Below are 24721 nucleotides of genomic sequence, written 5' to 3'. Positions count from 1 at the left end.
GAGAATGCCGCATGTCCGTACAGAATATCGTCAACATAACTGAAGCTAACCTGCAACAGACGCTCGAACAGTCAATGACTAAACCGGTGCTGTTCTACTTCTGGTCTGAACGCAGCCAACACTGCCTGCAACTGACGCCGGTCCTGGAAAGCCTTGCCGCGCAGTACAACGGTCAGTTCATTCTGGCGAAGCTGGATTGTGACGCCGAACCAATGGTGGCTTCCCAGTTTGGCCTGCGCGCGATCCCCACCGTCTACCTGTTCCAGAACGGTCAGCCGGTGGATGGCTTCCAGGGGCCGCAGCCAGAAGAGGCGATCCGCGCCCTGCTGGATAAAGTCCTGCCGCGCGAAGAAGAGCTGAAAGCGCAGGAAGCCATGGCGCTGATGCAGGAAGGCAAGTACGACGAGGCGCTGCCGCTGTTAAAAGACGCGTGGCAGCTGTCGAACCAGAACAGCCAGATTGGTCTGCTGCTGGCAGAGACCCAGATTGCGCTGCACCGCCCTGAAGACGCGGAAGCCGTGCTGAAAACGGTGCCGATGCAGGATCAGGATACCCGTTATCAGGGTCTGGTGGCGCAGATTGACCTGCTGAAACAGGCGGCCGATACCCCTGAAATTCAGCAGCTTCAGCAGCAGGTTGCAGACAACCCGGAAGATGCCGCGCTGGCAAGCCAGCTGGCGCTTCAGCTTCACCAGGTGGGGCGTAACGAAGAGGCGCTGGAGCTGCTGTTTAGCCATCTTCAGAAGGACCTGGGCGCCGCAGACGGACAGGCGCGGAAGATGTTCCAGGAGATCCTGGCCGCGCTGGGTACCGGTGACGCGCTGGCGTCTAAGTATCGTCGTCAGCTGTACGCGTTGCTCTACTAGCAAAAAAATGCCCGGTGGCGCTAACGCTGACCGGGCCTACAAAAGCCGGTATTACCCCGTCTTTTTCAACGGCGTCACCACCAGCTGGTGGCGCGCGTTGTAAAACTTCCGATAGGTCAGGTAGCAGGCAATGATGGTGGACAGGCTCGCCGTTGAGAGCAGCATAAACGTCACCATAATCTGGTACTTAATCGCTTTTACCGGATCGATACCGGCAAAAATCAGCCCCGACATCATGCCCGGCAGGCTCACCAGACCCACCGTTTTAGCGGAATCCACCGTTGGGATCAGCGAAGAGCGAATGCTGTCGCGGATCAACCGCGCCGAGGCCACCTTCGGCGTCGCGCCCAGGCTTAGCTTCTCCTGAAGCTGCTGCTGTTCACTGCTGAACCGTTGCCCCAGATTGTTGTAGCACAACCCGACCGCCACCATCGCATTGCCCGCAATCATCCCGGAAATAGGGATCACCTGCATCGGCGTAAATTCTATCGAGCCGGAAAGCACCAGCACCGCCAGCGTTAATGCGGTCCCGGTAGTGATGGCGATAAACGACGAGATGAACGCTTTATCGATATATTTACTGCGTTTCTTCGCGTTCCATGCCGCGTTAAAGCAGATAAACAGCACCATCAACAGGGTCAGCACGGCATGATTGACGTTGAAGATGTATTTCAGCACATAGCCGACGATGATGAGCTGAATGACCGCGCGAGAGATACTCCACAGAATATCTTTTTCCAGCCCCAGCTTTTCCCGGTAGCTGACCACAATCGCCACCAGCACCAGGACCATCGACAGCGCCAGCGATTCGTTGGTTATGTTATGTTCACCCACGGTGAGCCTCCTGCATTTTCCCGCCCTGCGGCCTGAGCGTGATGACATCATCCGCATGGGTAATTTCGTTTGAATCGTGCGTCACCCACAGCACGGCAATATTCTGCTCCCGGGCGTAGCGATGGATAATGTCATTGACGTTGCGCTTGTTAGCGTCATCCAGCGCGCTGGTGATCTCGTCCAGCAACAGCGCCTTCGGCAGGAATTGCAGGTTACGGATCAGCGAGACGCGCTGCTTTTCCCCGCCTGACAGTTCGGCGATCGATTTGGTCAGCGTCTCCGGCGAAAGCCCGAACCGGGTCAGATCGTCGGTAAACTTTTTCGGATCAGGCGTTTGGTTGCGGATGTGCCAGGGGAAAACCAGATTGTCGTACACCGTGTCGCCAAACAGGGACGGCGTTTGCACGCAGTATGACACCTGCTGGCGGTAGCTTTCCGGTGAAAGCGTGGCGATATCTTTTCCTGCAAACAGGATGGTTCCCTCCGTTGGGCTCAGTAGCGAAGCCACGATTTTGAGGAGGGTGCTTTTGCCGCAGCCGGAGGGGCCGGTTATCAGTTTAAATTCGCCCGGAGCGAGACAAAAATCGACGTGCTGAAGGATGGTGTTATCACCCACACGAAAGCCAACATCCCTGATATCCAGAAGATTTTTTTTATTATTCATTCCGATTCCGTTAACCGCTGTGATAAGAACAGCCTTTAGCATAATCCTTTCCGCTACGCAGCGCGAATAGCCTTAACCTATAGCAAGTGTTAAACTTTTTGCCTGGTTATTGTCACCTCTATCACTACAGGAAGTCAGCAACATGACACATATCTTTTATGAGTTCTCCTCCCTGAAGCCTGGTGTTCCTGATGTGGAAACATTAATGGAAGTCATCAATTCTTCTGAACTCACGCGTTTTGTCATGGGTGCAGAGGTGGTCGATTTTGTTAAGAAGGCGCTCATCGTTAACACCACAATCGGTAGCTTTAAAAACTGCTATTTTGCTTTCGATGATGGAGCTTACTTTCTCGAGTTTGACGGCAAGGGTAAATCCAGACGCTTTACTGAGGTGCCGGACTGGTTCGTTTCCCCTGCGGAATTTGCCCGCTCGCAATGGCTGATTAACCATGATCTGGCCGATGTGAAGGCGACGGCGTTTATTGACGTGCTGATGTCCTATCCGCTTAAAGAGCGCCGGGCGCACTGCAATCTGCTGTTTGGTCTGGATCTGCATAAGGTCAATGTGGTTCCGGCGCCTACAGCCCCTGCCGGAAAAATGGGCAATAAAAACGGAAAAACCACCAAGCCTCGCGTCACGGATCTCGGCTCTTTTGAGCTTTTTACCGCGTTCTTTGCGCGTATGAAAACCGCCGTCAATGCTAATGAATTCCCTACCCTACAGGTGCTGACCGGCCAGGAGGATCTTACAAAAGCGCCGCACAGCTTAAAGCAAGGGATCAGAACCTGGTTTAAGGCGATTACCGGCGATCTGCCGCCGAACAACAAACGTGTCGGGGCGGGCAATGCGGTATTGTTCTGCGCTCCCGTTCGCGAGCAGATCCAGCAGATAGAGGCCATCGGCCTGGAAAAATACTATCAGGGCTTATCAAAAGCCATCGCTGACGCCGGGGATGGGTTTATCACCGACTTCAGCTATACCTGGTCTGAAAAGTAACGTTTTGCGCCCCGCATTCCGAACGGGGCGTTTTATTTCTGCCAGTCCGGTTCCCACCTCTTTACAGGGGCGAAATCCTCTTCGTTAGCCGATATACTTACGTTCAACAAATACGCAGTTTTTCTCGTTACGGCATGCAAAACAGGAGGTTTTTATGCTCATCGTTGTTCCTGTCCTTATTTTCGTTGCGCTGGTTATCGTGGGCGCAGGCGTCAAAATTGTCCCGCAGGGTTACCAGTGGACCGTCGAACGCTTCGGTCGCTACACCAATACCCTTCAGCCGGGTTTAAGCCTGATCGTCCCGTTCATGGACAGGATTGGGCGTAAGATCAATATGATGGAGCAGGTGCTGGATATCCCTTCCCAGGAAGTCATCTCCAAGGATAACGCCAACGTCACCATCGATGCGGTGTGCTTTATTCAGGTGATTGATGCGCCGAAAGCGGCCTATGAGGTGAGCAACCTGGAGCTGGCGATCGTTAACCTGACCATGACCAACATCCGTACCGTGCTGGGCTCAATGGAGCTGGACGAAATGCTCTCCCAGCGCGACAGCATTAATACCCGCCTGCTGCACATTGTGGATGAAGCCACCAATCCGTGGGGGATCAAAGTGACACGCATTGAGATCCGCGACGTGCGCCCACCGGCAGAGCTGATTGCTTCCATGAACGCGCAGATGAAGGCCGAGCGTACCAAGCGTGCCTATATTCTTGAAGCCGAAGGGGTGCGTCAGGCTGAAATCCTGAAAGCGGAAGGGGAAAAACAGTCGCAGATCCTGAAAGCCGAGGGCGACCGTCAGTCTGCCTTCCTCCAGGCGGAAGCGCGTGAACGTTCGGCAGAAGCAGAAGCCCGTGCGACGCAAATGGTCTCCGAGGCGATTGCCGCCGGGGATATCCAGGCCGTGAACTACTTCGTCGCGCAAAAATATACCGATGCGCTGAAGGAGATCGGCTCCGCGAACAACAGCAAGGTGGTAATGATGCCGCTGGATGCCAGCAGTCTGATGGGATCTATCGCCGGAATTGCCGAGTTGATCAAAGACGGCGGAAACGAGCGTAAAAAATGATAGAGCTCATCGTTGCACATCCTCATGCGTTCTGGCTAAGCCTTGGCGGCTTACTGCTGGCCGCCGAGATGCTTGGCGGCAACGGTTATCTGCTGTGGAGCGGGGTTGCCGCGGTGATTACCGGGCTGGTCGTCTGGCTGCTGCCTGTCGGCTGGGAGTGGCAGGGCGCGCTGTTTGCCGTGCTGACGCTGCTGGCCGCCTGGCTGTGGTGGCGCTGGCTGAACAAACGGGTGAAGGCGCAGAAGCCGGTCGACGCGCACCTCAACCAGCGTGGGCAGCAGATCGTGGGTAGACGCTTTACGCTTGATAACGCGCTGATCAACGGACGCGGTCATATGCGCGTGGGGGACAGTTCGTGGCCGGTGGTGGCCGACGATGACCTCAGCGCCGGCACGCGGGTTGAGGTCATTGCGGTGGAAGGCATTACCCTGCGGGTTAAAGCCTGTTAGGCGTGGGTTTTACGGTGGCAGCAGCCGGAAAGATTGTCGATAATCGGGCACTCGGCGCTGTCATCTCCCGGGCAGGATTCTGCCAGCTGTAACAGTTGCTCACGCATCGCCTGTAATTCGATGATATGGCGTTCGATCTCCGCCACTTTTTCCAGCGTACGTTTTTTCACGTCGGCACTGTGGCGTTTCGGATCGTTAAACAGGTTAACCAGCTCGCCGCACTCTTCAAGGTTAAATCCTACCTGTCTTGCCTGGCGCAGTAACGTCAGTTCATCAAGATGCAGCTGCGTATAGCTGCGGTAGCCGTTCTCACTGCGCAACGGTGGCGTCACCAGCCCTTTTTCCTCATAAAAGCGAATCGCTTTGCTGGTTAAGCCGGTTTTTTTCGCAACATCGCTGATATTCACATTTCCCCCTTGACCTTCCCCTTGATGGAAGGTTTAACCTTCATAACAGTTAGCGAAAAGCAGAGTGAAGGTCAACAATTGACCAGAACATTATACGGGAGTTTTGTTATGTCTCACACTATTGACCTGACACTGGACGGCCTCTCCTGCGGCCACTGTGTCAAACGCGTTAAAGAAAGCCTGGAGCAGCGTCCTGACGTGGAAAGCGCTGAGGTGAGTATCGATCATGCCGCCGTGACCGGCAGCGCCAGCGCCGACGCGCTGATTGATACCATTAAACAGGCCGGTTACGGGGCGGAGTTAAGCCACCCAAAGGCTAAACCGCTGGCAGAGTCATCATCCCCGTCGGAAGCACTGACAGCGGCCACTCCTGAGCTTCCGGTAGCTGATGATATTGATGACAGCCAACAGCTGCTGATCAACGGCATGAGCTGCGCCAGCTGCGTCTCCCGGGTACAAAACGCCTTACAGGCGGTACCGGGCGTCGCACAGGCACGGGTAAACCTGGCGGAGCGTACTGCGCTGGTGATGGGCAGCGCCTCCGCCGCAGAGTTAGTGCAGGCCGTGGAGAAAGCGGGCTACGGGGCGGAGGCCATCGAAGATGATGCCGAGCGCCGCGAGCGCCAGCAGGAAACGGCTGTCGCCACTATGAAGCGTTTCCGCTGGCAGGCGATTGTCGCCCTGCTGGTCGGTATTCCGGTGATGGTGTGGGGCATGATGGGTGACAACATGATGGTCACCGCTGACAACCGCACCCTGTGGCTGGTGATTGGTCTGATTACCCTTGCGGTGATGGTGTTTGCTGGCGGACATTTCTATACCAGCGCCTGGAAGAGCCTGAAAAACCGCACCGCGACGATGGACACGCTGGTCGCGCTCGGTACCGGCGCGGCGTGGCTGTATTCGATGAGCGTGAACGTCTGGCCGCAGTGGTTCCCGATGGAGGCGCGCCATCTCTATTATGAAGCGAGTGCGATGATTATCGGTCTGATTAACTTAGGCCATATGCTCGAAGCCCGCGCGCGTCAGCGCTCGTCGAAAGCGCTGGAAAGATTACTCGATTTAACCCCGCCGACGGCCCGCGTGGTCACGGACGACGGGGAAAAAAGCGTTCCGCTCTCAGAGGTACAGCCGGGAATGACGCTGCGCCTGACCACCGGCGACCGCGTGCCCGTCGACGGTGAAATAACCCAGGGCGATGCCTGGCTGGATGAAGCGATGCTGACCGGCGAGCCGATATCCCAGCAGAAATCTCAGGGCGATGCGGTGCATGCGGGTACGGTGGTACAGGACGGCAGCGTACTGTTCCGCGCCAGCGCGGTCGGGAGCCATACCACGCTGTCACGCATCATTCGCATGGTCCGCCAGGCGCAGAGCAGTAAGCCGGAGATTGGTCAGCTTGCCGATAAAATCTCCGCCATTTTTGTGCCGGTGGTCGTCGGTATTGCCCTGCTGAGCGCGGCGATCTGGTATTTCTTCGGCCCGGCGCCGCAGATTGTCTACACCCTGGTGATCGCCACCACGGTGCTGATCATCGCCTGCCCTTGTGCCCTTGGCCTGGCCACGCCGATGTCGATTATCTCTGGGGTCGGACGCGCCGCCGAATTTGGCGTACTGGTCCGTGATGCTGACGCCCTGCAACGGGCAAGCACGCTGGACACCCTTGTCTTTGATAAAACCGGCACGCTCACCGAGGGCAAACCGCAGGTGGTGGCCGTCAGTACCGTTGGCTGTACGGAGACGGATGCCCTGCGCCTGGCCGCCGCGCTGGAACAAGGTTCCAGCCACCCGCTGGCGCGCGCCATCCTGGAGAAAGCCGGTGATGGCCGTCTGCCGCAGGTCAGCAACTTCCGCACCCTGCGCGGTTTAGGGGTCAGCGGTGAAGCCGAAGGCCATACGCTGCTGCTGGGCAACCAGGCACTGCTGACTGAACACGGCGTTGATACGTCCGCGCTGGACGCAGAGCTAAACGCGCAGGCCTCTCAGGGCGCGACGCCGGTTCTGCTGGCGAGGGATGGTCAGGTGGCGGCGCTGCTGGCCGTGCGCGATCCGTTACGCCAGGACAGCGTAGATGCCTTACAGCGCCTGCACCGCGCGGGCTATCGTCTGGTGATGCTGACCGGGGACAACCCGACCACCGCCAACGCCATTGCGAAAGAAGCCGGGATTGATGAGGTGATCGCGGGCGTGCTGCCGGACGGCAAAGCGGACGCCATCAAGAACCTGCAAAGTCAGGGTCGCCAGGTGGCGATGGTGGGCGATGGCATCAACGACGCCCCGGCGCTGGCGCAGGCTGACGTAGGCATTGCGATGGGCGGCGGGAGCGATGTCGCCATTGAAACCGCGGCGATCACTCTGATGCGCCACAGCCTGATGGGGGTGGCGGATGCGCTGGCGATTTCGAAAGCCACGTTGCGCAACATGAAGCAGAACCTGCTGGGGGCCTTCGTCTATAACTCGCTCGGCATTCCGATTGCCGCCGGGATTTTGTGGCCGCTGACCGGCACCCTGCTGAACCCGGTTGTTGCGGGTGCGGCGATGGCGCTCTCGTCAATTACCGTAGTGAGCAACGCTAACCGTCTGCTGCGGTTTAAACCGAAGGATTGAACCTTGTACCCGTACGCGCTAGCATGAACCTTTGCGATCATGGAGCGCGTATGGGTCTGTTTAATCGTCTAAAAACATCGTTTCGCGCCCTTTTTCCCCGCCGTTATGCCTGGCCCGGTATGGATATTTCGCTTCCGGGCGGGCAGCATCTGCACCTGGTGGGAAGCATTCATATGGGCACGCAGGATATGTCCCCCCTGCCCTCCGGCCTGATTAAACTGCTGAAGCGCGCCGACGCGCTGATCGTCGAAGCCGACATCTCCGGCCATGAATCGCCGTTTGCCGGGCTGGAAAGCGATCGCCCCCTGGCGGAACGTCTTAACGGGACGCAACTGGCTGAGCTTACCCGTCTTGCGGATGAGACCGGCGTCTCGCTCTCAATGCTCGACACTCTGCCCCTGTGGCAAATTGCCATGGTGCTACAGGCCACCCAGGCGCAGCGCCTGGGGCTGCGCGGCGATTACGGTATCGATTATCAACTGCTGAATGCGGCAAGGGCGCGCAACCTGTCCGTCATTGAACTGGAAGGCACGGACAGCCAGATTGCGCTTCTTCGCCAGCTTCCCGATGACGGCCTGATGCTGCTGGATGATACCCTGACCCACTGGCACACCAACGCGCGTCTGCTGCAAACGATGATTGGCTGGTGGCTGGATGCGCCGCCCGCAGACGGTAAGCTGGCGTTACCGTCGACGTTCAGTGAATCGTTGTATGATGTGCTGATGAACGCGCGCAACCAGGCGTGGCGGGAGACGCTATATGCCCTGCCTGCCGGTCGTTATGTTGTCGCGGTTGGCGCGTTGCATTTGTACGGAGAAGGGAATTTGCCGTCGCTGCTGAAATAAAAAAATGGCCAATATCTCTATTGGCCCGTCAAAGAGGAATTTCATCGTTTTTATTATACCGAAGTGACCTTCGGCTACGCCGATTGTCGCTCAAAGTGACCATCACTGCCAATACTATTGCGCAAGATGGTGCTATTTTTTAGACAAACGTCAGGCGTATGCTGCTGGTATGAATCGTCTGTCGTAAGAAGGATAGCCATGACTCCCGCCGTTAAATTACTCGAAAAAAACAACATTTCTTTCCGGATCCACACCTACGCTCACGATCCGAACGAAACCAACTTTGGTGATGAAGTGGTGCGCAAGCTGGGGCTGAACGCGGACCAGGTCTACAAAACGCTGCTGGTCGCGGTGAACGGCGATATGAAGCACCTCGCCGTGGCAGTGACGCCCGTCGCCGGACAGCTTGATCTGAAGAAAGTGGCCAAAGCGCTGGGAGCGAAAAAGGTCGATATGGCAGACCCGATGGTTGCGCAACGCACGACGGGTTATCTGGTCGGCGGGATCAGCCCGCTCGGCCAGAAAAAGCGTCTGCCAACGCTGATCGATGCGCCTTCGCAGGAATTTGAGACGATCTTTATTTCTGGCGGCAAACGCGGGCTGGATATCGAACTGGCCGCAGGCGATCTGGCGAAAATGCTGGACGCGAAATTTGCGGATATTGCGCGCCGGGAGTAGACGAAAAAGCCGGGTGGCGGCTACGCCTTACCCGGCCTACATGTTGCTCCCGTAGGCCCGGTAAGCGCAGCGCCACCGGGCAACCAAACCCCGCACTACTGCCAGCTCACCTCGCCCTTCGGCTCATACGCGTTCACGTCAATCGGTGAATTTTGCTGGATAAACTGCTTCAACACTTCCGCATCAATAAACCCGGTATTTACATAGCCCGGTTTGGTATCGATATGCGGATAGCCGTCGCCGCCGGTGGCGTTAAAGCTTAACGTTGCCAGGCGGTAGGTTTTCGCCGGATCAACCGGTTCGCCTTTGATTTTGAGATCGTTGAGCTTGCCGTCCTTCGCGACGAAGCTGACGTTAGCAAACTGCGGATACGCCCCGGAATCCGGCTTCATCTGCGCCACGGCGGTCAGGTAGTCAATCACCTCCTTCCCGCTCATGTCCGCATAGACCACCACGTTGCCAAACGGCTGCACTTTGAGCACGTCTTTATAGGTGATGTCTCCGCCTTCAATGGAATCACGAATACCGCCGCCGCTCATCACGCCGAAATCCGCATTCGTGCGCGCCATCTGCGCGGCCAGCACCAGACGCCCCATGTTGGTCTGTACGAAGCGGACTTTGCTGCGGTCCCCTTCCAGTCGTCCGTTAAGCGTGCCAATCTTCACGTCCAGCTGCGCTTTCCCTTTGCTCTGGAACGGCGTCAGCAGAGAGAGCATCTGCTGGTTTTCAGCGATCTCTGGCGTGTAGAGTACCCGCTCGCTTTTGCCGTCCGGGTAGGTCACTTTCTTCTTCAGGTTGACCGGGATGAGCTGATAGTGCACCAGCTTCATCTCGCCGTTACGGAATTCGAAATCCGCGCGGCCAACGTATTTACCCCACTCGTGAGCCTGTACAATCCAGATCCCGTTCTGACGATCCGGCGCGCACGGCGTGCCGGGCACATAATCTGCCTGCTTTTTATTCTCAGAGGCCATGCAGACCGGATCCTGCGAATGACCGCCCACAATCATCGCCAGCGAGCCCGCTGGAAGGCTGCGCGCCATCTCCACGTCGCCCGGGGCGTTAGAGCCGTGCTGACCGTTATCGTAATGCCCCATGTGGGTGGTCGCGATAATCACATCCGGTTTTTCATTCTGCTGCAACTCCTGGATCACCAGCTTCGCTTCGTCCGCCGGTTTACGGAATTCAATGTCGGTGAAAAATTCAGGGTTGCCAATTTTGGCCGTATCGTCGGTGGTTAAGCCGATGACCGCGATCTTCAGATCCTGACGCTTAAACAGCGCCCACGGTTTAAACAGGCGCTCGCCGGTGCTTTTCTGATAAATATTGGCGGAAAGGAACGGGAATTTGGACCACTTCTCCTGCTGGCGCAACACGCTCAGCGGATTATCAAACTCGTGGTTTCCGACCGCCATCGCGTCGTAACCGATTAAATTCATGCCGCGGAAATCAGGCTCGGCATCCTGCAAATCAGATTCCGGTACCCCGGTATTAATATCCCCGCCCGACAGCAACAGCACGCTACCGCCCTGGGCCGCGACCTCTTTACGAATGCCATCCACCAGCGTTTTTTGCGCCGCCAGGCCATATTCACCGTATTCGCTGCGCCAGAAATGGCCGTGATGATCGTTAGTATGCAGAATGGTAATTTTATAGGTTTTATCTTTTTCATACGCCTGCGCGGGCAGGCTTGTCAGCCCCCATGCGGCGATGAGCGCCAGCGCGACGCCACGCTTCATTAACTTCATCTTCTCTCTCCCTGACCCATAGACAAACGCAAAAATTACAGTGACTCACAAGAATAGACAAATAAGTTTTCAGAATTGCGACTTTCTTCAAATGTCACGGACGGGTATGTTAGTCGGATAATAATTACTCCCTGCATCTCTAATAACAAATCGACGTGGTATTTATGGCAATCAGTGAATCAACCCAGCCCGTCCAGGGCGCTCCGGCGTCGCCGCCGAAATCGCGCACTTCCTTTAAAGTATTAGGCGCAATCAGTCTCTCTCATCTGCTCAACGACATGATCCAGTCGCTGATTCTGGCGATCTACCCGCTGTTGCAGTCTGAGTTCTCATTAACCTTCGTGCAGATCGGGATGATCACCCTGACCTTCCAGCTGGCCTCTTCGCTGCTACAGCCGGTGGTGGGCTACTGGACGGACAAATACCCGATGCCATGGTCGCTGCCCATTGGGATGTGCTTCACCCTGAGCGGGCTGGTGCTGCTGGCCATGGCGGGCAGCTTTGAGGCGGTACTGGTTGCCGCGGCGCTGGTGGGAACCGGTTCATCGGTGTTCCATCCGGAATCGTCCCGCGTGGCGCGTATGGCCTCCGGCGGACGCCACGGGCTGGCGCAGTCTTTGTTCCAGGTGGGGGGGAACTTTGGTAGCTCCCTCGGTCCTCTGCTGGCGGCGGTGATTATCGCGCCCTACGGTAAGGGCAACGTGGCGTGGTTTGTGCTGGCCGCGCTGCTGGCGATTGTCGTCCTGGCGCAAATCAGCCGCTGGTATGCCGCGCAGCATCGCGTAAATAAGGGAAAACCTGCCGCGAAGATAAGCAATCCCCTTCCGCGCAATAAGGTGATCCTTGCCGTCAGCGTGCTGCTGGTGCTGATTTTCTCGAAATATTTCTATATGGCGAGCATCAGCAGCTATTACACCTTCTATCTGATGCAAAAATTCGGATTATCAGTACAAAACGCCCAGTTCCACCTCTTTGCCTTCCTGTTTGCGGTGGCGGCAGGCACGGTGATAGGCGGCCCTGTGGGGGATAAAATTGGACGTAAATATGTCATTTGGGGCTCTATCCTCGGCGTCGCGCCGTTTACGCTTGTTTTACCGTACGCAACGCTGGAATGGACCGGAATATTGACGGTGATTATTGGTTTTATTCTCGCATCGGCATTTTCAGCCATCCTGGTCTACGCGCAGGAGCTGCTGCCGGGACGTATCGGTATGGTTTCCGGCCTCTTTTTCGGTTTTGCCTTTGGCATGGGCGGCCTTGGCGCAGCCGTGTTGGGGATGGTTGCAGACCACACCAGCATCTTCCTGGTCTATAAAATCTGCGCTTTCCTGCCACTTCTGGGGATGTTGACCATATTCCTGCCTGACAATCGTCATAAAGCGTGACTTCACGGCTGCCAAAGTTAAACTTTGGCAGCCGGATAACCTGATGCCATAAGGCTTTCCTCTCCCTCCCCTCAGCAAATTTATCAAAATCTGCCTTTTTTCATGCTTATTGCCTTTTTATTGTGATTTCAACAATTATTCATAAACATAAGCGTAAAAATTGTCATAAACTATTAATCGGCTTTTTGGTATTTGCACCAAAAATGGATCACCCATCGCGAAAGGAGACGGAATGCACCACGCCACACCGCTTATCACCACCATTGTTGGTGGACTTGTGCTCGCTTTTATTCTCGGCATGATTGCCAATAAACTGCGTATTTCGCCCCTTGTAGGCTATTTGCTGGCGGGCGTGCTGGCAGGGCCCTTTACGCCGGGTTTTGTCGCTGATACCAAACTGGCGCCTGAGCTGGCGGAATTGGGCGTGATCCTGCTGATGTTTGGCGTCGGGCTGCATTTTTCCCTGAAGGATCTGATGGCGGTAAAGTCGATCGCCATACCGGGAGCGATCGCCCAGATAGGGGTGGCGACGCTGCTGGGCATGGCGCTTTCGGCGGTGCTGGGCTGGTCAATCATGACCGGTATCGTATTTGGGCTGTGTCTTTCAACCGCCAGTACCGTGGTGCTGCTGCGCGCGCTTGAAGAGAGACAGCTGATAGACAGCCAGCGCGGACAAATCGCGATAGGCTGGCTGATTGTTGAAGATCTGGTAATGGTGTTGACGCTGGTTCTGCTGCCTGCCGTTGCCGGGATGATGGAAAAAGAGAATATCGGCTTCGCCTCGCTGGCGCTGGATATGAGTATTACCATCGGTAAAGTCGTGGCGTTTATCGCCATCATGATGCTGGTGGGCCGCCGTCTGGTGCCGTGGATCATGTCCCGCAGCGCCGCCACGGGCTCGCGTGAACTGTTCACGCTTTCGGTCCTTGCGCTGGCGCTGGGCATTGCCTTTGGCGCCGTCGAGCTGTTTGACGTCTCCTTTGCGCTGGGCGCGTTCTTCGCCGGGATGGTGCTGAACGAGTCCGAGCTGAGCCACCGTGCCGCGCACGATACCCTGCCGCTACGTGATGCATTCGCGGTGCTGTTCTTTGTCTCCGTCGGGATGCTGTTCGACCCGCTGATCCTCATTCAGCAGCCGCTGGCCGTGCTGGGTACGCTGGCAATCATCATCTTTGGTAAGTCCGTTGCCGCCTTCTTCCTGGTACGGATGTTCGGTCACTCGCCGCGCACGGCGCTGACCATCGCCGCCAGCCTGGCGCAGATTGGCGAGTTCGCCTTTATTCTTGCTGGTCTGGGGATGGCCCTGAACCTGCTGCCACAGGCGGGGCAAAATCTGGTGCTGGCGGGGGCGATCCTCTCCATCATGCTAAACCCGGTATTGTTTGCCCTGCTGGAGAAATATCTCGAGAAGACCGAAACCCTCGAAGAGCAAACCCTGGAAGAAGCGATTGAGGAGGAGAAACAGATCCCCGTAGATATCTGCAACCACGCGCTGCTGGTCGGTTTTGGCCGCGTCGGCAGCCTGCTCGGTGAGAAGCTGATGGCCCAGGGGATCCCCCTGGTAGTGATTGAAACCTCCCGCACTCGCGTCGACGAGCTTCGCGAGCGCGGCATCCGCGCGGTGCTGGGCAACGCGGCTAACGAAGAGATTATGAATCTGGCGCATCTGGACTGCGCTCGCTGGCTGCTGCTCACTATCCCGAACGGTTACGAGGCTGGCGAGATTGTCGCCACAGCCCGTGAAAAATGCCCACATATCGAAATCATTGCCCGAGCCCATTATGATGACGAAGTGGAGTACATCACCGAGCGCGGCGCGAATCAGGTGGTGATGGGTGAGCGTGAGATTGCGAATACGATGCTGACAATGCTGACGAAACCGCCGGTTGAAGAGGCGGTGACGGGGTAAGTTTTGTGCGGTCTGGTCCCCTCACCCCAGCCCTCTCCCCATAGGGGAGAGGGTGTTCAAGTTCCCTCTCCCCTATGGGGAGAGGGTTAGGGTGAGGGGTTTCTTTTACCTATCCCAATACGCCTCTTCGAGGCTGTCTTCCCGTTCCGGCAGCCCCCGCGTTAAGCGCGGTGAATGCTGGTTCAGCACCTGATAACTCACGCGGTTCGCGTACTTGCACACCTGCGCCAGCGAGGAGTAGGTCAGCCAGTTGAAGGTGTGCTTGCTGGAATTCGGCACATTGGTTTTGTGGTAGGCGTTGGCAGTGATGTCGTGCAGCAGCGCGGCCAGCGCGCCGTCGCCCGCGCCGTTGGTGTTCATGATCTTCTCGGGTCCCCCCATATACGGTGCGATGTGAGAGAAGATACGCAGCGGGTTGATGCAGTCTTTATGACGCATGGCGCGGCTGAACTCGTACTGGTTAAATTCGGCAATTGCGCCCGGCAGCAGCGGGTGCTGGGTTTTGCGCTTGCTCTCTTCTTCCGTGAAGCCCGCCATGTACAGCCCGACCGGCCCGGCGGTGCAGAGCACCAGATCCACCCAGTCCAGCGCCTTATCAGACGCCAGCAGCGGATCGCTTTCGCCGGTCAGCGCTTCGGCTTCTTCTTCATTCATCGCCAGAATCGAGACGTGTTCTTTCAGGAAGGCCTGCCACCACTCCGGGTTGTCGGCAATGACGAATTTGGTGCCCAGCGTCAGGACCACCGGCACGTTGTATTTCTTCGCGTACTCAATTGCCTTCATGGTTGCGTCCGGCATTGGTTCGCCCGGCTTGCAGCGCACCAGATAGGAGGTCAGTACCAGCGCAGACGCGCCCGCGATCACCTCTTCCGGGATACTTTCAGCGCGCAGCTTGTTCATATGGCCGGGGCTGATGGCAAAGGTACGCTCGCCGGAATCGCTTATCAGGGTAAAGCAGCGGCCAATCGGCCCGTCAACGCCCTGCAAATAATTCAGATCGGTGCGGCTGGAGGTATTGCACAGGTAGCGGTAGGCGTAGCCTCCGATTTCGATATTGCTGCACATCACGCCAAGCAGCACCGAGCGGTCGTCTGCCAGGACGGAGTAGTTGTGCATGGTGTTGCCGATGGTGCCGCCGGCAAACTGGTGGGTGATAAGATTTTCGCGCACCAGCTCCTGATACAGCGCTTCAGCAACGTCATCCTCAATCACCAGCGAGTGCCCGGCGCTCAGACCGTAACGTGCGACAAACGCATCATCCACTTTGGCTTCAATGTCCACCAGCGTCTGATCGATACCGACCACCCAGGCAGCGCTGGTTTCGCTTTCCTGCTGAATTTGCTGTAACAGCGGATCGCGGGCATCGACGGGGAAATAGTGTTTGGACTTACGTTTACCGGGAAATTTCATGGTCTGAACTGTGCAAAGAATACGGGCCGGGAATGGTAGCACAAACCCGGCCCGTAACGCGATCAGCGGCGGGTGGTGACCAGTGAGACCATCATGTCGATGTGTTCAGGGGAGTCGTTAAGCGCAGGAATGTATTCGTATTTCGTTCCGCCCGCCTCCATAAAGAACTCTTTGTTCTGGACAGCAATCTCTTCCAGCGTTTCCAGACAGTCCGCCGAGAAGCCCGGCGACATCACCTGAATGTGCTTCACGCCCTTCTCGCCCAGCATTTTAAGCGTTTCATCAGTATACGGGGTGAGCCACGGTTCACGGCCGAAGCGCGACTGGAAGGTCATCATCACCTTCTCAGGCGGCAGGCCGAGGGCGGAGACCAGCTCGCGGGTGGTATCGCGGCAACGCTGGGGGTAATCATCCCCTTCGTTGGCGAAACGCTGCGGAATACCGTGATAGGAGAGCAGCAGCAGATCCGGCTCGCCGTGTTTTTCAAACGACGCGCGCGCGCTGCTGGCAAGCGCCTGAATGTACAGCTCGTTATCGGCGTAGTCGCGGATAAAGGTGATGCCCGGTATACGGCGGCGGGTCGCCAGAATGCGCGCCAGTTCGTCCCAGACGGCGGCTACCGTGGAGCACGAATACTGCGGATAAAGGGCCAGCACCACAATGTGTTCAACGCCCTGCGCCAGCAGAGAGTCGACGGCGCTTTCCAGGGACGGCTTACCGTAGCTCATGCCGAGCGCAACGGGCATGTCCGGCAGACGGGCGGCCAGCGCCTTCTCCTGACGACGGCTGTAGACCATCAGCGGCGAGCCCTCTTCCATCCACACGGACTGATAGAGCTTTGCCACACGCGGGGAACGAATCGGCAGAATGACGCCACGCAGCAGTGGCCACCACAGCAGTCTTGGGGTATCCACGACGCGCGTGTCGCTTAAAAATTGTCGCAGGTAGCGTTTGACCGCCGCTGGAGTAGGTGCTTCTGGGGTGCCCAGATTGGCAAGCAGGATGCCGGTTTTCGCCTGACTCATTCACGCCTCTTAACCATTTGATAGGCTGTCAATTGTAGCGGAAATGCGTTTAAACGAAACCCATTGCTGTAATAGGTAAGATGAGAATTTTTCTCACCCGGGACTCCGGGTGAGAGAGGTGCGCTTAGCCGAGGATTTTTTCCAGCTCTGCACGTACGTCAGCCACGGCTTTTGTGCCGTCCACTTTCGCGTATTTGGTGTTACCCGCCTGCGCTTCTTTGGTGTAGTAGCCGATCAGCGGTGCGGTCATCTGATGGTATTCCACCAGGCGTTTACGCACGGTTTCTTCCTGATCGTCTTTACGGGTGGTCAGCTCTTCGCCGGTCACGTCGTCTTTGCCTTCAACCTTAGGTGGATTGAATTTGATGTGGTAAACGCGGCCAGAGGCAGCGTGCACGCGACGACCAACGATACGGTCAACGATCAGCTCGTCCGGTACGTCGAACTCCAGCACGTAATCCACGTTGATGCCCGCTTCTTTCATGGCGTCAGCCTGAGGAATGGTGCGCGGGAAGCCGTCCAGCAGGAAACCGTTACGGCAGTCTTCCTGAGCAATGCGCTCTTTAACCAGCGCGATAACCAGTTCGTCGGTCACCAGTTTGCCTGCGTCCATGATGTCTTTCGCTTGTTTACCCAGCTCGGAGCCAGATTTAACAGCGGCGCGCAGCATGTCACCGGTGGAGATTTGCGGAATACCGTATTTCTCCATGATGAACTGAGCCTGAGTTCCTTTACCCGCGCCCGGAGCGCCAAGCAGAATAATACGCATTGCGAAAATCCCCTCAAAAGTCGATTCAATTTTTCAAAAAGCGCTAAACAATACCACCAGAACGGGTATGGCTCAAGGAAGGCGGGAGGGCTGAAACGGTTAACGGGGGGAGATAATTTGGCTTCGTGCGGTCTGGTGCCCTCACCCTAACCCTCTCCCACAGGGAGAGGGAACTCTTTCACCCTCTCCCTGCGGGAGAGGGCCGGGGTGAGGGAAGATTACGCCAGCAGCAGCGCATTCACACGTTTAATGAACAGGTTAGGATCTTCCAGCGTACCGCGCTCGGCCAGCAGGGACTGATCCAGCAGCAGTTCAACCCACTCCGCAAAGCGGGCGTCGTCCTGGGTATCCGCCGCGCGTTTCACCAGCGGGTGATCCGGATTAAGCTCAAAGATATATTTCACATCCGGCACGGCCTGGCCCGCCGCAGCGAACAGTTTCGCCATCTGGGTGCTCATTTCGTCCGCATCGGTGGTGACAATGGCTGGCGTATCGGTCAGACGGTGCGTGAAGCGCACCTCTTTCACGCGGTCGCCCAGCAGCGTTTTAACACGCTCAACGAACGGCTCCAGCGCCTTCTCGGCTTCTTTCGCGCTGTCGTCCACTTCATCCGCCAGCTTATCGATAGACTCGTCGGCTTTGGCAACGGACTGGAAGGTTTTACCGTCGAACTCGGTCAGGTAGTTCATCATCCACTCGTCGATGCGGTCAGACAGCAGCAGCACTTCGATGCCTTTCTTACGCAGCAGTTCCAGATGCGGGCTGCTCTTCGCTGCCGCATAGCTGTCGGCGGTGATGTAGTAGATCTTCTCCTGCCCTTCTTTCATGCGGGAGATGTACTCTTCGAGCGACACGGTCTGGGCGGAGGAGTCGTTGTGCGTAGAGGCGAAGCGCAGCAGTTTAGCGATAGCTTCCACGTTCGCGTTGTCTTCCGCCGGACCTTCTTTCAGCACCAGGCCAAACTGTTTCCAGAAGGTCTGGTATTTTTCCGCATCGTCCTTCGCCAGTTTTTCCAGCATCTGCAACGCACGTTTGGTCAGGGCGTTGCGCAGGTTACGGGTGACGGTGCTGTCCTGAAGAATTTCACGGGAGACGTTCAGCGGCAGATCGTTGGAGTCTATCAGGCCACGCACAAAGCGCAGGTAGTTCGGCATGAACTGCTCGGCGTCGTCCATGATGAAGACGCGCTGCACGTACAGCTTCAGGCCGTGCTTGTGATCGCGGTTCCACATGTCCCATGGCGCCTGCGCCGGAATGTACAGCAGGCTGGTGTACTCCTGTTTCCCTTCCACACGGTTGTGGCTCCAGGTCAGCGGATCGGTGAAGTCGTGGGCGATGTGCTTGTAAAACTCGTTGTACTCGTCGTCTTTAATTTCAGCTTTATTACGCGTCCACAGCGCCTGCGCCTTGTTGATTTTTTCCCAGGAAACCACGGTTTCGCCGTCTTTCTCTTCCTGTTTTTCAATCTCAACCGGCAGCGCGATGTGGTCGGAATATTTGCTGATGATGGAGCGTACGCGCCAGTCGTTCAGGAAATCGTCTTCGCCTTCACGCAGGTGCAGGGTGATTTCGGTGCCGCGATCCGCTTTGGTGATGTCATCAACGGTGTACTCGCCTTCACCTTTAGACTCCCACAGCACGCCGTTCTCGGCGCTGTCGCCCGCGGCGCGGGTGCGCACGGTGACTTTGTCCGCCACGATGAACGCCGAGTAGAAGCCTACGCCGAACTGACCGATCAGCTGGCTGTCTTTCGCCTGGTCAGAGCCCATGGACTCAAGGAACGCTTTGGTGCCGGATTTGGCGATGGTTCCGAGGTGGTCAATCACCTCGTCGCGGTTCATCCCGATGCCGTTATCGGCGATGGTCAGGGTGCGGTTCTCTTTATTAAACGAGACGCGCACGCGCAGCTCGCCGTCGCCTTCATACAGATCCGGGTTAGACAGCGCGCGGAAGCGCAGCTTGTCCGCCGCATCCGAGGCGTTGGAAATCAGCTCACGCAGGAAGATTTCTTTGTTGGAATACAGGGAATGGATCATCAGGTGCAGAAGCTGTTTTACTTCTGACTGGAAACCACGGGTTTCTTGTCCTTTCATCTAAGTCGACCTCAACAATGCCATTTAATGGGGTTGTAAAACGTTGAGTGAGAGATGGGGATAAGGGGAGGAATTTTCAAGCGGAGGCCGCGCGCGCAGCCTCCGTTTGGTCAGAAAACAATCTTGTGACGTCCGGCCAGCGAGTGTGACAGCGTGGTGCCGTCGACCATCTCCAGCTCACCGCCGACCGGCACGCCGTGGGCGATGCGGCTGGCGTCAACGCCGTACTGCGCGCACAGCTCGGCGATGTAGTTGGCGGTTGCCTCCCCTTCCACCGTCGGGTTGGTGGCGAGGATCACCTCTTTGATGGTTTCCGACTCCAGGCGCTGCTCCAGGCGATCGAGACCGATATCGTCCGGGCCGATGCCATCCAGCGGGGAGAGATGCCCCATCAGCACGAAATAGCGGCCGGAAAACTGCCCGGTTTGTTCGATGGCGTAGATGTCCGCCGGACTCTCCACCACGCAAATCTGACCGTTTTCCTGACGACGCGGGTTCGTGCAGATGTTACATACGTCCTGCTCGGTAAAGGTCCGGCAATCCGCACAGTGGCCAATTTCTGACATGGCGCGGGTCAGAGCCTGCGCCAGGCGCATCCCGCCGCTGCGGTCGCGCTGCAATAGCGTAAACGCCATACGCTGCGCCGACTTCGGGCCAACGCCCGGCAGGCAGCGCAGTGCTTCCATTAACTGCGTGAGCAGCGGACTGGTTTGCATCAGAATGGCATCTTAAAGCCCGGCGGCAGTTGCATACCGCTGGAAACAGAGGCCATTTTCTCTTTCTGGGTTTCGTCGATACGGCGAGCGGCATCGTTAAACGCGGCTGCAACCAGATCTTCCAGCATCTCTTTGTCGTCTTCGAGCAGGCTCGGGTCGATTTCAACGCGACGGCAGTTATGCGCACCGTTGATGGTCACCTTGACCAGACCGGCACCGGATTCACCCGTGACTTCCAGCTGAGCGATCTCTTCCTGCATCTTCTGCATTTTTTCCTGCATCTGCTGAGCCTGCTTCATCAGACCACCCAGACCGCCTTTTCCACCAAACATAGGCTTCTCTCTTCTTTCACGTTAAGGATTACAACCGTAAGTCAGACTCACGATCAAATGGGGCGAATACTCTCTTCATCCAGATCGGCGTCGAAGAACCGACGCAGGGTCTGGATGTTGTTATCCGCAATTATCGCCTCGCGCGCCTGCGCGAGCTTCTCTTCATAAATGGCCTGACGCCACTCGAGCGGCGTTTTCACCGCCGGATTATCATCTTCAATGATAGTCAATTCAACCGGTACACCCTGTAATGCGGTAAGCGCCTCGGCCAGCGCCTTTTGCGCGCCAGGGGAGTTGAGGTGCCGCTGGCCAGGGCGCAGGTGCAGACGCACCTGATTACCGTCCTGCTCTTTCCAGGCGTTCAGTGCGACCTGCTCCACCAGCTTCGGCAGTTGCAGTTTGCTGACCTCGGCGGCCCAGGCGTCGCGCTCAATGGATTCTTCCGCGAGCTTCGCGGACAGCTCCGGCGTTTTTTCATGCTCCAGCGCCTTTTTCAGCGCTTTTGGCGTGGCGACTACTTCCTTGACCGTTTCAACAACGGTAGTCGCCTTCCAGCGGTATGCCTCTTCTTTCGCCGGGGCTTTTTGCTCGAGCGCGGACGGTGCCGGACGCGACTGCACGCGCTCCGTTACCGAGGCCAGTCGTTCAAGCGCGGCGTTGTTCACCGGCCGCGCTCTTGCAGGCGCTGCCGGTTCACTCTTTTTTGGTTTGGTTGCTCCCTGCGCACGTTGCAACTGGCTTCGTGCGGCAAGCACCGAACTGGTGGCATCCGACAGCGGCACGTTTTGCGGCGGCGGCGATGCCGGTTGCGGTGGCACCTGCTGCGGTGACATTACCGCGGTCGGCGCAACCGGCGCAAAGGACTGCCGGGGCGTTTCCGGCTCCGGCAGTGGCTTGCGCGGATGGAAGGCCAGCGCGCGCAACAGCGTCATTTCAACGCCCATCCGGCGATCCGGTGCAAACGGCAGCTCTTTGCGGCCAATCAGCAGCGTCTGATAATAAAGCTGAACGTCAGCCGGCGGCACGGTGCGCGCAAGTTCACGCATCCGCTGTTCAATGGTCGCCATGTCCGCGCCAATGGCCGACGGAGACAGTTGCAGCATCGCCACGCGGTGCAGCAGGCTGAGCATCTCGACCAGCAGCGCTTCCCACTCAATGCCACGGGCAGCGGCGTCGTTGACGAGGGTCATTACCCGCTCACCGTTGGCGGCAATCATCGCTTCAATAAGCGACAGCGCCTGATCGTCATCCAGCGTACCGAGCATGGTGCTGACCGCGTCGGTGGAGAGTTGACCGTCACCGCTGGCAATTGCCTGGTCGGTCAGGCTCAGCGCATCGCGCAGGCTGCCGTCCGCGGCACGGGCCAGCAGTTGCAGCGCACGCGGCTCGTGGACAATGTTCTCTTCATCGAGGATATGCTCAAGCTGAGCGCGGATCTGCTCAACGTCGAGCGCCTTCAGATGGAATTGCAGGCAGCGCGAGAGGATCGTGACCGGCAGCTTTTGCGGATCGGTGGTCGCCAGCAGGAATTTGACATGCGCAGGCGGCTCTTCCAGCGTTTTCAGCAGGGCGTTGAAGCTGTGGCGCGACAGCATGTGCACTTCATCGATCAGATAGACCTTGAAGCGGCCACGCGCCGGGGCGTACTGCACGTTGTCGAGCAGATCGCGGGTGTCTTCCACTTTGGTGCGCGAGGCGGCGTCGATCTCAATCAGATCGACAAAACGCCCCTGCTCGATCTCACGACAGTTGTCGCACACGCCGCACGGGGTGGCGGTGATCCCGGTTTCGCAGTTCAGACCTTTTGCCAGCAGACGGGCAATAGAGGTTTTACCGACGCCGCGGGTGCCGGAAAAAAGATAGGCGTGATGGATGCGACCTAGCGACAAGCCGTTCGCCAGGGCCGTCAGCACATGTTCCTGACCGACAACGTCAGCAAAGGTTTGTGGTCGCCATTTACGGGCTAACACCTGATAACTCATGGGCAGGCTCTGCAACGCTGGAAGGTGAATTAATGGAGGGGAATGCTATCACAACCTCACCCATTGAGCGAGGTTGTGAGATACGGGATTAATGTCCCGGGAATGGCACCAGGCTGTAGCTGGTAATACCCTGTTTTTCCAGGCGCTGCTCGCCGCCGAGATCGAACAGGTTGATGATGAATGCCGCGTCGGTCACTTCCCCGCCCAGACGACGGATCAGCTTCACGGTCGCTTCGATGGTGCCGCCGGTTGCCAGCAGATCGTCCACCACCAGCACTTTGTCGCCTGGCTTGATGGCATCAACGTGAATTTCCAGCTGATCGGTGCCGTATTCCAGCTCATAGCTCTCAGCAATGGTTTCACGCGGCAGTTTGCGCGGCTTACGCACCGGCACAAAACCCACGCCCATCGCCAGCGCAACCGGTGCGCCAAACAGGAAGCCACGGGCTTCTGTACCTACTACTTTGGTGATCCCGGCGTTTTTATAACGCTCAACCAGCAGTTCAATGCTGAGGGCGTACGCTTTCGGGTCTTCCAGCAAGCTGGTGACATCGCGGAAAAGAATGCCAGGTTTTGGATAGTCCTGGATACTTTTGATGCTATTTTTCAGATATTCAAGCTGCTGTGCAGTTGCGGTCATCGGTTTGTGCCTAAATGAAACAGTGTTACTCACGGCGCGCGACGAGTCGGTCAAAGTAACATTTGTTTAACCTTTGACCAGGCGCACCTGTGCTCGAAAACGGTCGAATTTACTGGCTGTGCGCCATAATTGCAACCGCCATGATGAGGCTTCAGTGCTTTTGTTGCTTTTCATCAACCACGGGGATCCGCCACATAAAGATCAGCAGGCAGACCAGGATCGCCAGCAGCAGAATGCGCACCCACATCATTTTCACCAGCCATAACGAGACGGCGAAGGTGATCAGGATGAAGGCGATGGCGCGCGGCTTGGCCCCGGGCGGCATGGCCCGGTGTTTTTGCCAGTGCCGCAGGTAGCCGCCAAACCACGAACGGTACAGAAGCCAGTGGTGAAAACGCGGCGACGAGCGGGCGAAGCACCAGGCGGCCAGCAGGATAAACGGGGTGGTCGGCAGCAAGGGTAAAACCACACCCAGTGTGCCCAGCACTACCGCGAGCCAGCCAATGATGATTAAAATAGTACGCTGCATAATGCGAATCGTTATCAAACTGAACGGCTACTTTACCACTGGAGAGCGCCTTGAAAACAGCACTGCTTCTTGAGAGGCTGCAAAATCAGCTGATCGCGCTGCGGGCGCAGGCCACGCCGCTGATGGGTCACGCCACGCTGAAACCACGCTTTGACCGGCAGCTCTTCCGCACCCGCAGCACCGTCATTCAGGATTATCTGGCTGAAGCGCAGACCAACCTCGACGAGCTTCGCCACGCGGTTGAGAGTGAACAGCGGGAACAGGTCGCGTGGCTTGCGGAGCATCTTACCGAGCAGATCACCGCCCTGCACCGGGAAATCGCCGCCTGGCCGTTACGAGTGTGGGACAGCGCCTCGCCGGGACTCGGTAAATGGCAGCGCAAGCGGCTGGAGAACCAGGTGTTTGAGCGCCGTCTGTTTGAGATGAAGCGTGAGCGCGAAGCCCGCCTGAACACCAGCGAAACGCTGGAAGAGCAGCAGTTATTAATGCGTGAAATCAGCGCGCTGGAAGGCCGCATCGTCCGCTGCCGTCAGGCGCTGGATGAGATTGAACGCGTTATTGAACGCCTGACCCGTTAACAGGAGCCACTGATGTCACTGGAAAATGCCCCCGACGAGGTCAAACTGGCCGTCGATTTAATTATGCTGCTGGAGAATCATGCGATCCCGGCGGAGACGGTGCTGAAAGCGCTGGAGATTGTGCGGCGGGATTTTGAGGGGAAACTTCCCCCTCACCCTGCCCTCTCCCCAGAGGGGAGAGGGAAATAG

At 57.3% G+C, this 24721-nt stretch carries 24 protein-coding genes and 1 other annotated feature; of the genes, 11 read left to right on the top strand and 13 right to left on the bottom strand.

Annotated elements, in window-relative coordinates; genetic code table 11:
• Positions 1-11 precede the first annotated feature (11 nt).
• On the top strand, positions 12-866 hold the full coding sequence (locus ACOTW6_RS03805; RefSeq protein ID WP_045327640.1) for a co-chaperone YbbN: 855 nt from the start codon (positions 12-14) through the stop codon (positions 864-866).
• Between the two features lie 51 nt (positions 867-917).
• Here the strand turns inward: ACOTW6_RS03805 and fetB are convergent, their stop codons facing one another.
• Together fetB and fetA are read right to left on the bottom strand one after the other, a co-directional pair.
• Positions 918-1700, bottom strand: coding sequence for an iron efflux ABC transporter permease subunit FetB (fetB, locus tag ACOTW6_RS03800; RefSeq protein ID WP_213788933.1), 783 nt, complete (start codon positions 1698-1700; stop codon positions 918-920).
• Entirely contained in the window at positions 1693-2364 is a 672-nt protein-coding gene (gene fetA / locus ACOTW6_RS03795; RefSeq protein WP_213788934.1) for an iron efflux ABC transporter ATP-binding subunit FetA, read from the bottom strand. The genes fetB and fetA overlap by 8 nt, the downstream gene beginning before the upstream one ends.
• 142 nt (positions 2365-2506) lie before the next feature.
• Between fetA and ACOTW6_RS03790 the strand changes: the two genes are divergently transcribed.
• The 3 genes from ACOTW6_RS03790 to ACOTW6_RS03780 all read left to right on the top strand — a co-directional run bounded on the left by ACOTW6_RS03790 (position 2507) and on the right by ACOTW6_RS03780 (position 4879).
• Positions 2507-3361, top strand: a complete 855-nt coding sequence (locus ACOTW6_RS03790; RefSeq protein ID WP_015571236.1) for a hypothetical protein — start codon at positions 2507-2509, stop codon at positions 3359-3361.
• A 154-nt stretch (positions 3362-3515) separates the two neighbouring features.
• On the top strand, positions 3516-4430 hold the full coding sequence (locus tag ACOTW6_RS03785; protein WP_003858941.1) for an SPFH domain-containing protein: 915 nt from the start codon (positions 3516-3518) through the stop codon (positions 4428-4430).
• Entirely contained in the window at positions 4427-4879 is a 453-nt protein-coding gene (locus tag ACOTW6_RS03780; RefSeq protein WP_015571238.1) for an NfeD family protein, read from the top strand. The genes ACOTW6_RS03785 and ACOTW6_RS03780 overlap by 4 nt, the downstream gene beginning before the upstream one ends.
• Here the strand turns inward: ACOTW6_RS03780 and cueR are convergent.
• Positions 4876-5286, bottom strand: coding sequence for a Cu(I)-responsive transcriptional regulator (gene cueR / locus ACOTW6_RS03775; RefSeq protein ID WP_017383222.1), 411 nt, complete (start codon positions 5284-5286; stop codon positions 4876-4878). The two genes, ACOTW6_RS03780 and cueR, sit on opposite strands and share 4 nt — an antisense overlap.
• 108 nt (positions 5287-5394) lie before the next feature.
• Here cueR and copA point away from each other — a divergent pair, with 108 nt between their 5' ends.
• From copA to ybaK, 3 genes are all read left to right on the top strand, one after another.
• A complete protein-coding gene (gene copA, locus ACOTW6_RS03770; RefSeq protein WP_017383221.1) occupies positions 5395-7893 on the top strand; it encodes a copper-exporting P-type ATPase CopA in 2499 nt (832 codons plus the stop codon).
• Positions 7894-7943: 50 nt separating this feature from the next.
• A complete protein-coding gene (locus ACOTW6_RS03765; RefSeq protein WP_017383220.1) occupies positions 7944-8738 on the top strand; it encodes a TraB/GumN family protein in 795 nt (264 codons plus the stop codon).
• Positions 8739-8936: 198 nt separating this feature from the next.
• Positions 8937-9416, top strand: coding sequence for a Cys-tRNA(Pro)/Cys-tRNA(Cys) deacylase YbaK (gene ybaK, locus ACOTW6_RS03760; RefSeq protein WP_213788935.1), 480 nt, complete (start codon positions 8937-8939; stop codon positions 9414-9416).
• A gap of 95 nt (positions 9417-9511) precedes the next feature.
• On the opposite strand, the gene ushA is transcribed toward ybaK, so the two are convergent.
• Positions 9512-11164: a bifunctional UDP-sugar hydrolase/5'-nucleotidase UshA gene (gene ushA, locus ACOTW6_RS03755; RefSeq protein ID WP_045327635.1), complete on the bottom strand. Its 1653-nt coding sequence runs from the start codon at positions 11162-11164 to the stop codon at positions 9512-9514.
• A gap of 164 nt (positions 11165-11328) precedes the next feature.
• Between ushA and ACOTW6_RS03750 the strand changes: the two genes are divergently transcribed.
• Both ACOTW6_RS03750 and ybaL read left to right on the top strand, forming a co-directional pair.
• Positions 11329-12549 carry an MFS transporter gene (locus tag ACOTW6_RS03750; protein WP_121479238.1) on the top strand — a complete coding sequence of 407 codons (1221 nt, stop codon included), beginning with the start codon at positions 11329-11331 and terminating at the stop codon, positions 12547-12549.
• 232 nt (positions 12550-12781) lie between these two features.
• Positions 12782-14458 (top strand): YbaL family putative K(+) efflux transporter, encoded by a 1677-nt coding sequence (ybaL, locus tag ACOTW6_RS03745; protein ID WP_017383218.1) that lies wholly within the window; start codon positions 12782-12784, stop codon positions 14456-14458.
• Positions 14459-14563: 105 nt separating this feature from the next.
• On the opposite strand, the gene ACOTW6_RS03740 is transcribed toward ybaL, so the two are convergent.
• The 9 genes from ACOTW6_RS03740 to ACOTW6_RS03700 form a co-directional block, all read right to left on the bottom strand.
• Positions 14564-15868 (bottom strand): inosine/guanosine kinase, encoded by a 1305-nt coding sequence (locus ACOTW6_RS03740; RefSeq protein WP_032104066.1) that lies wholly within the window; start codon positions 15866-15868, stop codon positions 14564-14566.
• Between the two features lie 62 nt (positions 15869-15930).
• Positions 15931-16893 carry a ferrochelatase gene (gene hemH / locus ACOTW6_RS03735; protein ID WP_017383216.1) on the bottom strand — a complete coding sequence of 321 codons (963 nt, stop codon included), beginning with the start codon at positions 16891-16893 and terminating at the stop codon, positions 15931-15933.
• Between the two features lie 124 nt (positions 16894-17017).
• Complete coding sequence (gene adk, locus ACOTW6_RS03730) at positions 17018-17662, bottom strand: adenylate kinase (RefSeq protein WP_006809841.1); 645 nt, start codon at positions 17660-17662, stop codon at positions 17018-17020.
• Between the two features lie 218 nt (positions 17663-17880).
• Entirely contained in the window at positions 17881-19755 is a 1875-nt protein-coding gene (htpG, locus tag ACOTW6_RS03725) for a molecular chaperone HtpG (RefSeq protein ID WP_163324145.1), read from the bottom strand.
• A gap of 110 nt (positions 19756-19865) precedes the next feature.
• Entirely contained in the window at positions 19866-20471 is a 606-nt protein-coding gene (gene recR / locus ACOTW6_RS03720; RefSeq protein ID WP_045348601.1) for a recombination mediator RecR, read from the bottom strand.
• Entirely contained in the window at positions 20471-20803 is a 333-nt protein-coding gene (locus ACOTW6_RS03715; protein WP_003858972.1) for a YbaB/EbfC family nucleoid-associated protein, read from the bottom strand. The genes recR and ACOTW6_RS03715 overlap by 1 nt, the downstream gene beginning before the upstream one ends.
• Before the next feature lie 53 nt (positions 20804-20856).
• Positions 20857-22785 (bottom strand): DNA polymerase III subunit gamma/tau, encoded by a 1929-nt coding sequence (dnaX, locus tag ACOTW6_RS03710; protein ID WP_045615006.1) that lies wholly within the window; start codon positions 22783-22785, stop codon positions 20857-20859.
• Positions 21463-21527: a sequence feature (DnaX frameshifting element), on the bottom strand. Its footprint overlaps the gene before it by 65 nt.
• 88 nt (positions 22786-22873) lie before the next feature.
• Entirely contained in the window at positions 22874-23425 is a 552-nt protein-coding gene (gene apt / locus ACOTW6_RS03705) for an adenine phosphoribosyltransferase (protein WP_000127359.1), read from the bottom strand.
• 151 nt (positions 23426-23576) lie between these two features.
• The gene (locus ACOTW6_RS03700) at positions 23577-23954 is read right to left on the bottom strand and encodes a DUF454 family protein (protein ID WP_015571246.1); all 378 of its coding nucleotides are present in this window, start codon (positions 23952-23954) and stop codon (positions 23577-23579) included.
• A gap of 50 nt (positions 23955-24004) precedes the next feature.
• Between ACOTW6_RS03700 and priC the strand changes: the two genes are divergently transcribed.
• Entirely contained in the window at positions 24005-24532 is a 528-nt protein-coding gene (gene priC / locus ACOTW6_RS03695) for a primosomal replication protein N'' (RefSeq protein WP_421766231.1), read from the top strand.
• A gap of 12 nt (positions 24533-24544) precedes the next feature.
• Positions 24545-24721, top strand: a complete 177-nt coding sequence (gene rsmS / locus ACOTW6_RS03690; RefSeq protein WP_022650501.1) for a pleiotropic regulatory protein RsmS — start codon at positions 24545-24547, stop codon at positions 24719-24721.

Origin of the sequence: Enterobacter cloacae complex sp. IR5403, from assembly GCF_049238705.1 — a bacterium.
Classification (GTDB): domain Bacteria; phylum Pseudomonadota; class Gammaproteobacteria; order Enterobacterales; family Enterobacteriaceae; genus Enterobacter; species Enterobacter hormaechei_C.
Note: the sequence above shows the minus strand (reverse complement) of the source record. Positions and strands in the feature narration are given on the sequence as shown.

Coding starts and splice junctions, on each gene's coding strand:
- ACOTW6_RS03805 (WP_045327640.1), top strand. CDS start 12: ATGTCCGTACAGAATATCGTCAACATAACTGAAGCTAACCTGCAACAG.
- fetA (WP_213788934.1), bottom strand. CDS start 2,364: ATGAATAATAAAAAAAATCTTCTGGATATCAGGGATGTTGGCTTTCGT.
- ACOTW6_RS03790 (WP_015571236.1), top strand. CDS start 2,507: ATGACACATATCTTTTATGAGTTCTCCTCCCTGAAGCCTGGTGTTCCT.
- ACOTW6_RS03785 (WP_003858941.1), top strand. CDS start 3,516: ATGCTCATCGTTGTTCCTGTCCTTATTTTCGTTGCGCTGGTTATCGTG.
- ACOTW6_RS03780 (WP_015571238.1), top strand. CDS start 4,427: ATGATAGAGCTCATCGTTGCACATCCTCATGCGTTCTGGCTAAGCCTT.
- copA (WP_017383221.1), top strand. CDS start 5,395: ATGTCTCACACTATTGACCTGACACTGGACGGCCTCTCCTGCGGCCAC.
- ACOTW6_RS03765 (WP_017383220.1), top strand. CDS start 7,944: ATGGGTCTGTTTAATCGTCTAAAAACATCGTTTCGCGCCCTTTTTCCC.
- ybaK (WP_213788935.1), top strand. CDS start 8,937: ATGACTCCCGCCGTTAAATTACTCGAAAAAAACAACATTTCTTTCCGG.
- ushA (WP_045327635.1), bottom strand. CDS start 11,164: ATGAAGTTAATGAAGCGTGGCGTCGCGCTGGCGCTCATCGCCGCATGG.
- ACOTW6_RS03750 (WP_121479238.1), top strand. CDS start 11,329: ATGGCAATCAGTGAATCAACCCAGCCCGTCCAGGGCGCTCCGGCGTCG.
- ybaL (WP_017383218.1), top strand. CDS start 12,782: ATGCACCACGCCACACCGCTTATCACCACCATTGTTGGTGGACTTGTG.
- ACOTW6_RS03740 (WP_032104066.1), bottom strand. CDS start 15,868: ATGAAATTTCCCGGTAAACGTAAGTCCAAACACTATTTCCCCGTCGAT.
- hemH (WP_017383216.1), bottom strand. CDS start 16,893: ATGAGTCAGGCGAAAACCGGCATCCTGCTTGCCAATCTGGGCACCCCA.
- adk (WP_006809841.1), bottom strand. CDS start 17,662: ATGCGTATTATTCTGCTTGGCGCTCCGGGCGCGGGTAAAGGAACTCAG.
- htpG (WP_163324145.1), bottom strand. CDS start 19,755: ATGAAAGGACAAGAAACCCGTGGTTTCCAGTCAGAAGTAAAACAGCTT.
- recR (WP_045348601.1), bottom strand. CDS start 20,471: ATGCAAACCAGTCCGCTGCTCACGCAGTTAATGGAAGCACTGCGCTGC.
- ACOTW6_RS03715 (WP_003858972.1), bottom strand. CDS start 20,803: ATGTTTGGTGGAAAAGGCGGTCTGGGTGGTCTGATGAAGCAGGCTCAG.
- dnaX (WP_045615006.1), bottom strand. CDS start 22,785: ATGAGTTATCAGGTGTTAGCCCGTAAATGGCGACCACAAACCTTTGCT.
- apt (WP_000127359.1), bottom strand. CDS start 23,425: ATGACCGCAACTGCACAGCAGCTTGAATATCTGAAAAATAGCATCAAA.
- ACOTW6_RS03700 (WP_015571246.1), bottom strand. CDS start 23,954: ATGCAGCGTACTATTTTAATCATCATTGGCTGGCTCGCGGTAGTGCTG.
- rsmS (WP_022650501.1), top strand. CDS start 24,545: ATGTCACTGGAAAATGCCCCCGACGAGGTCAAACTGGCCGTCGATTTA.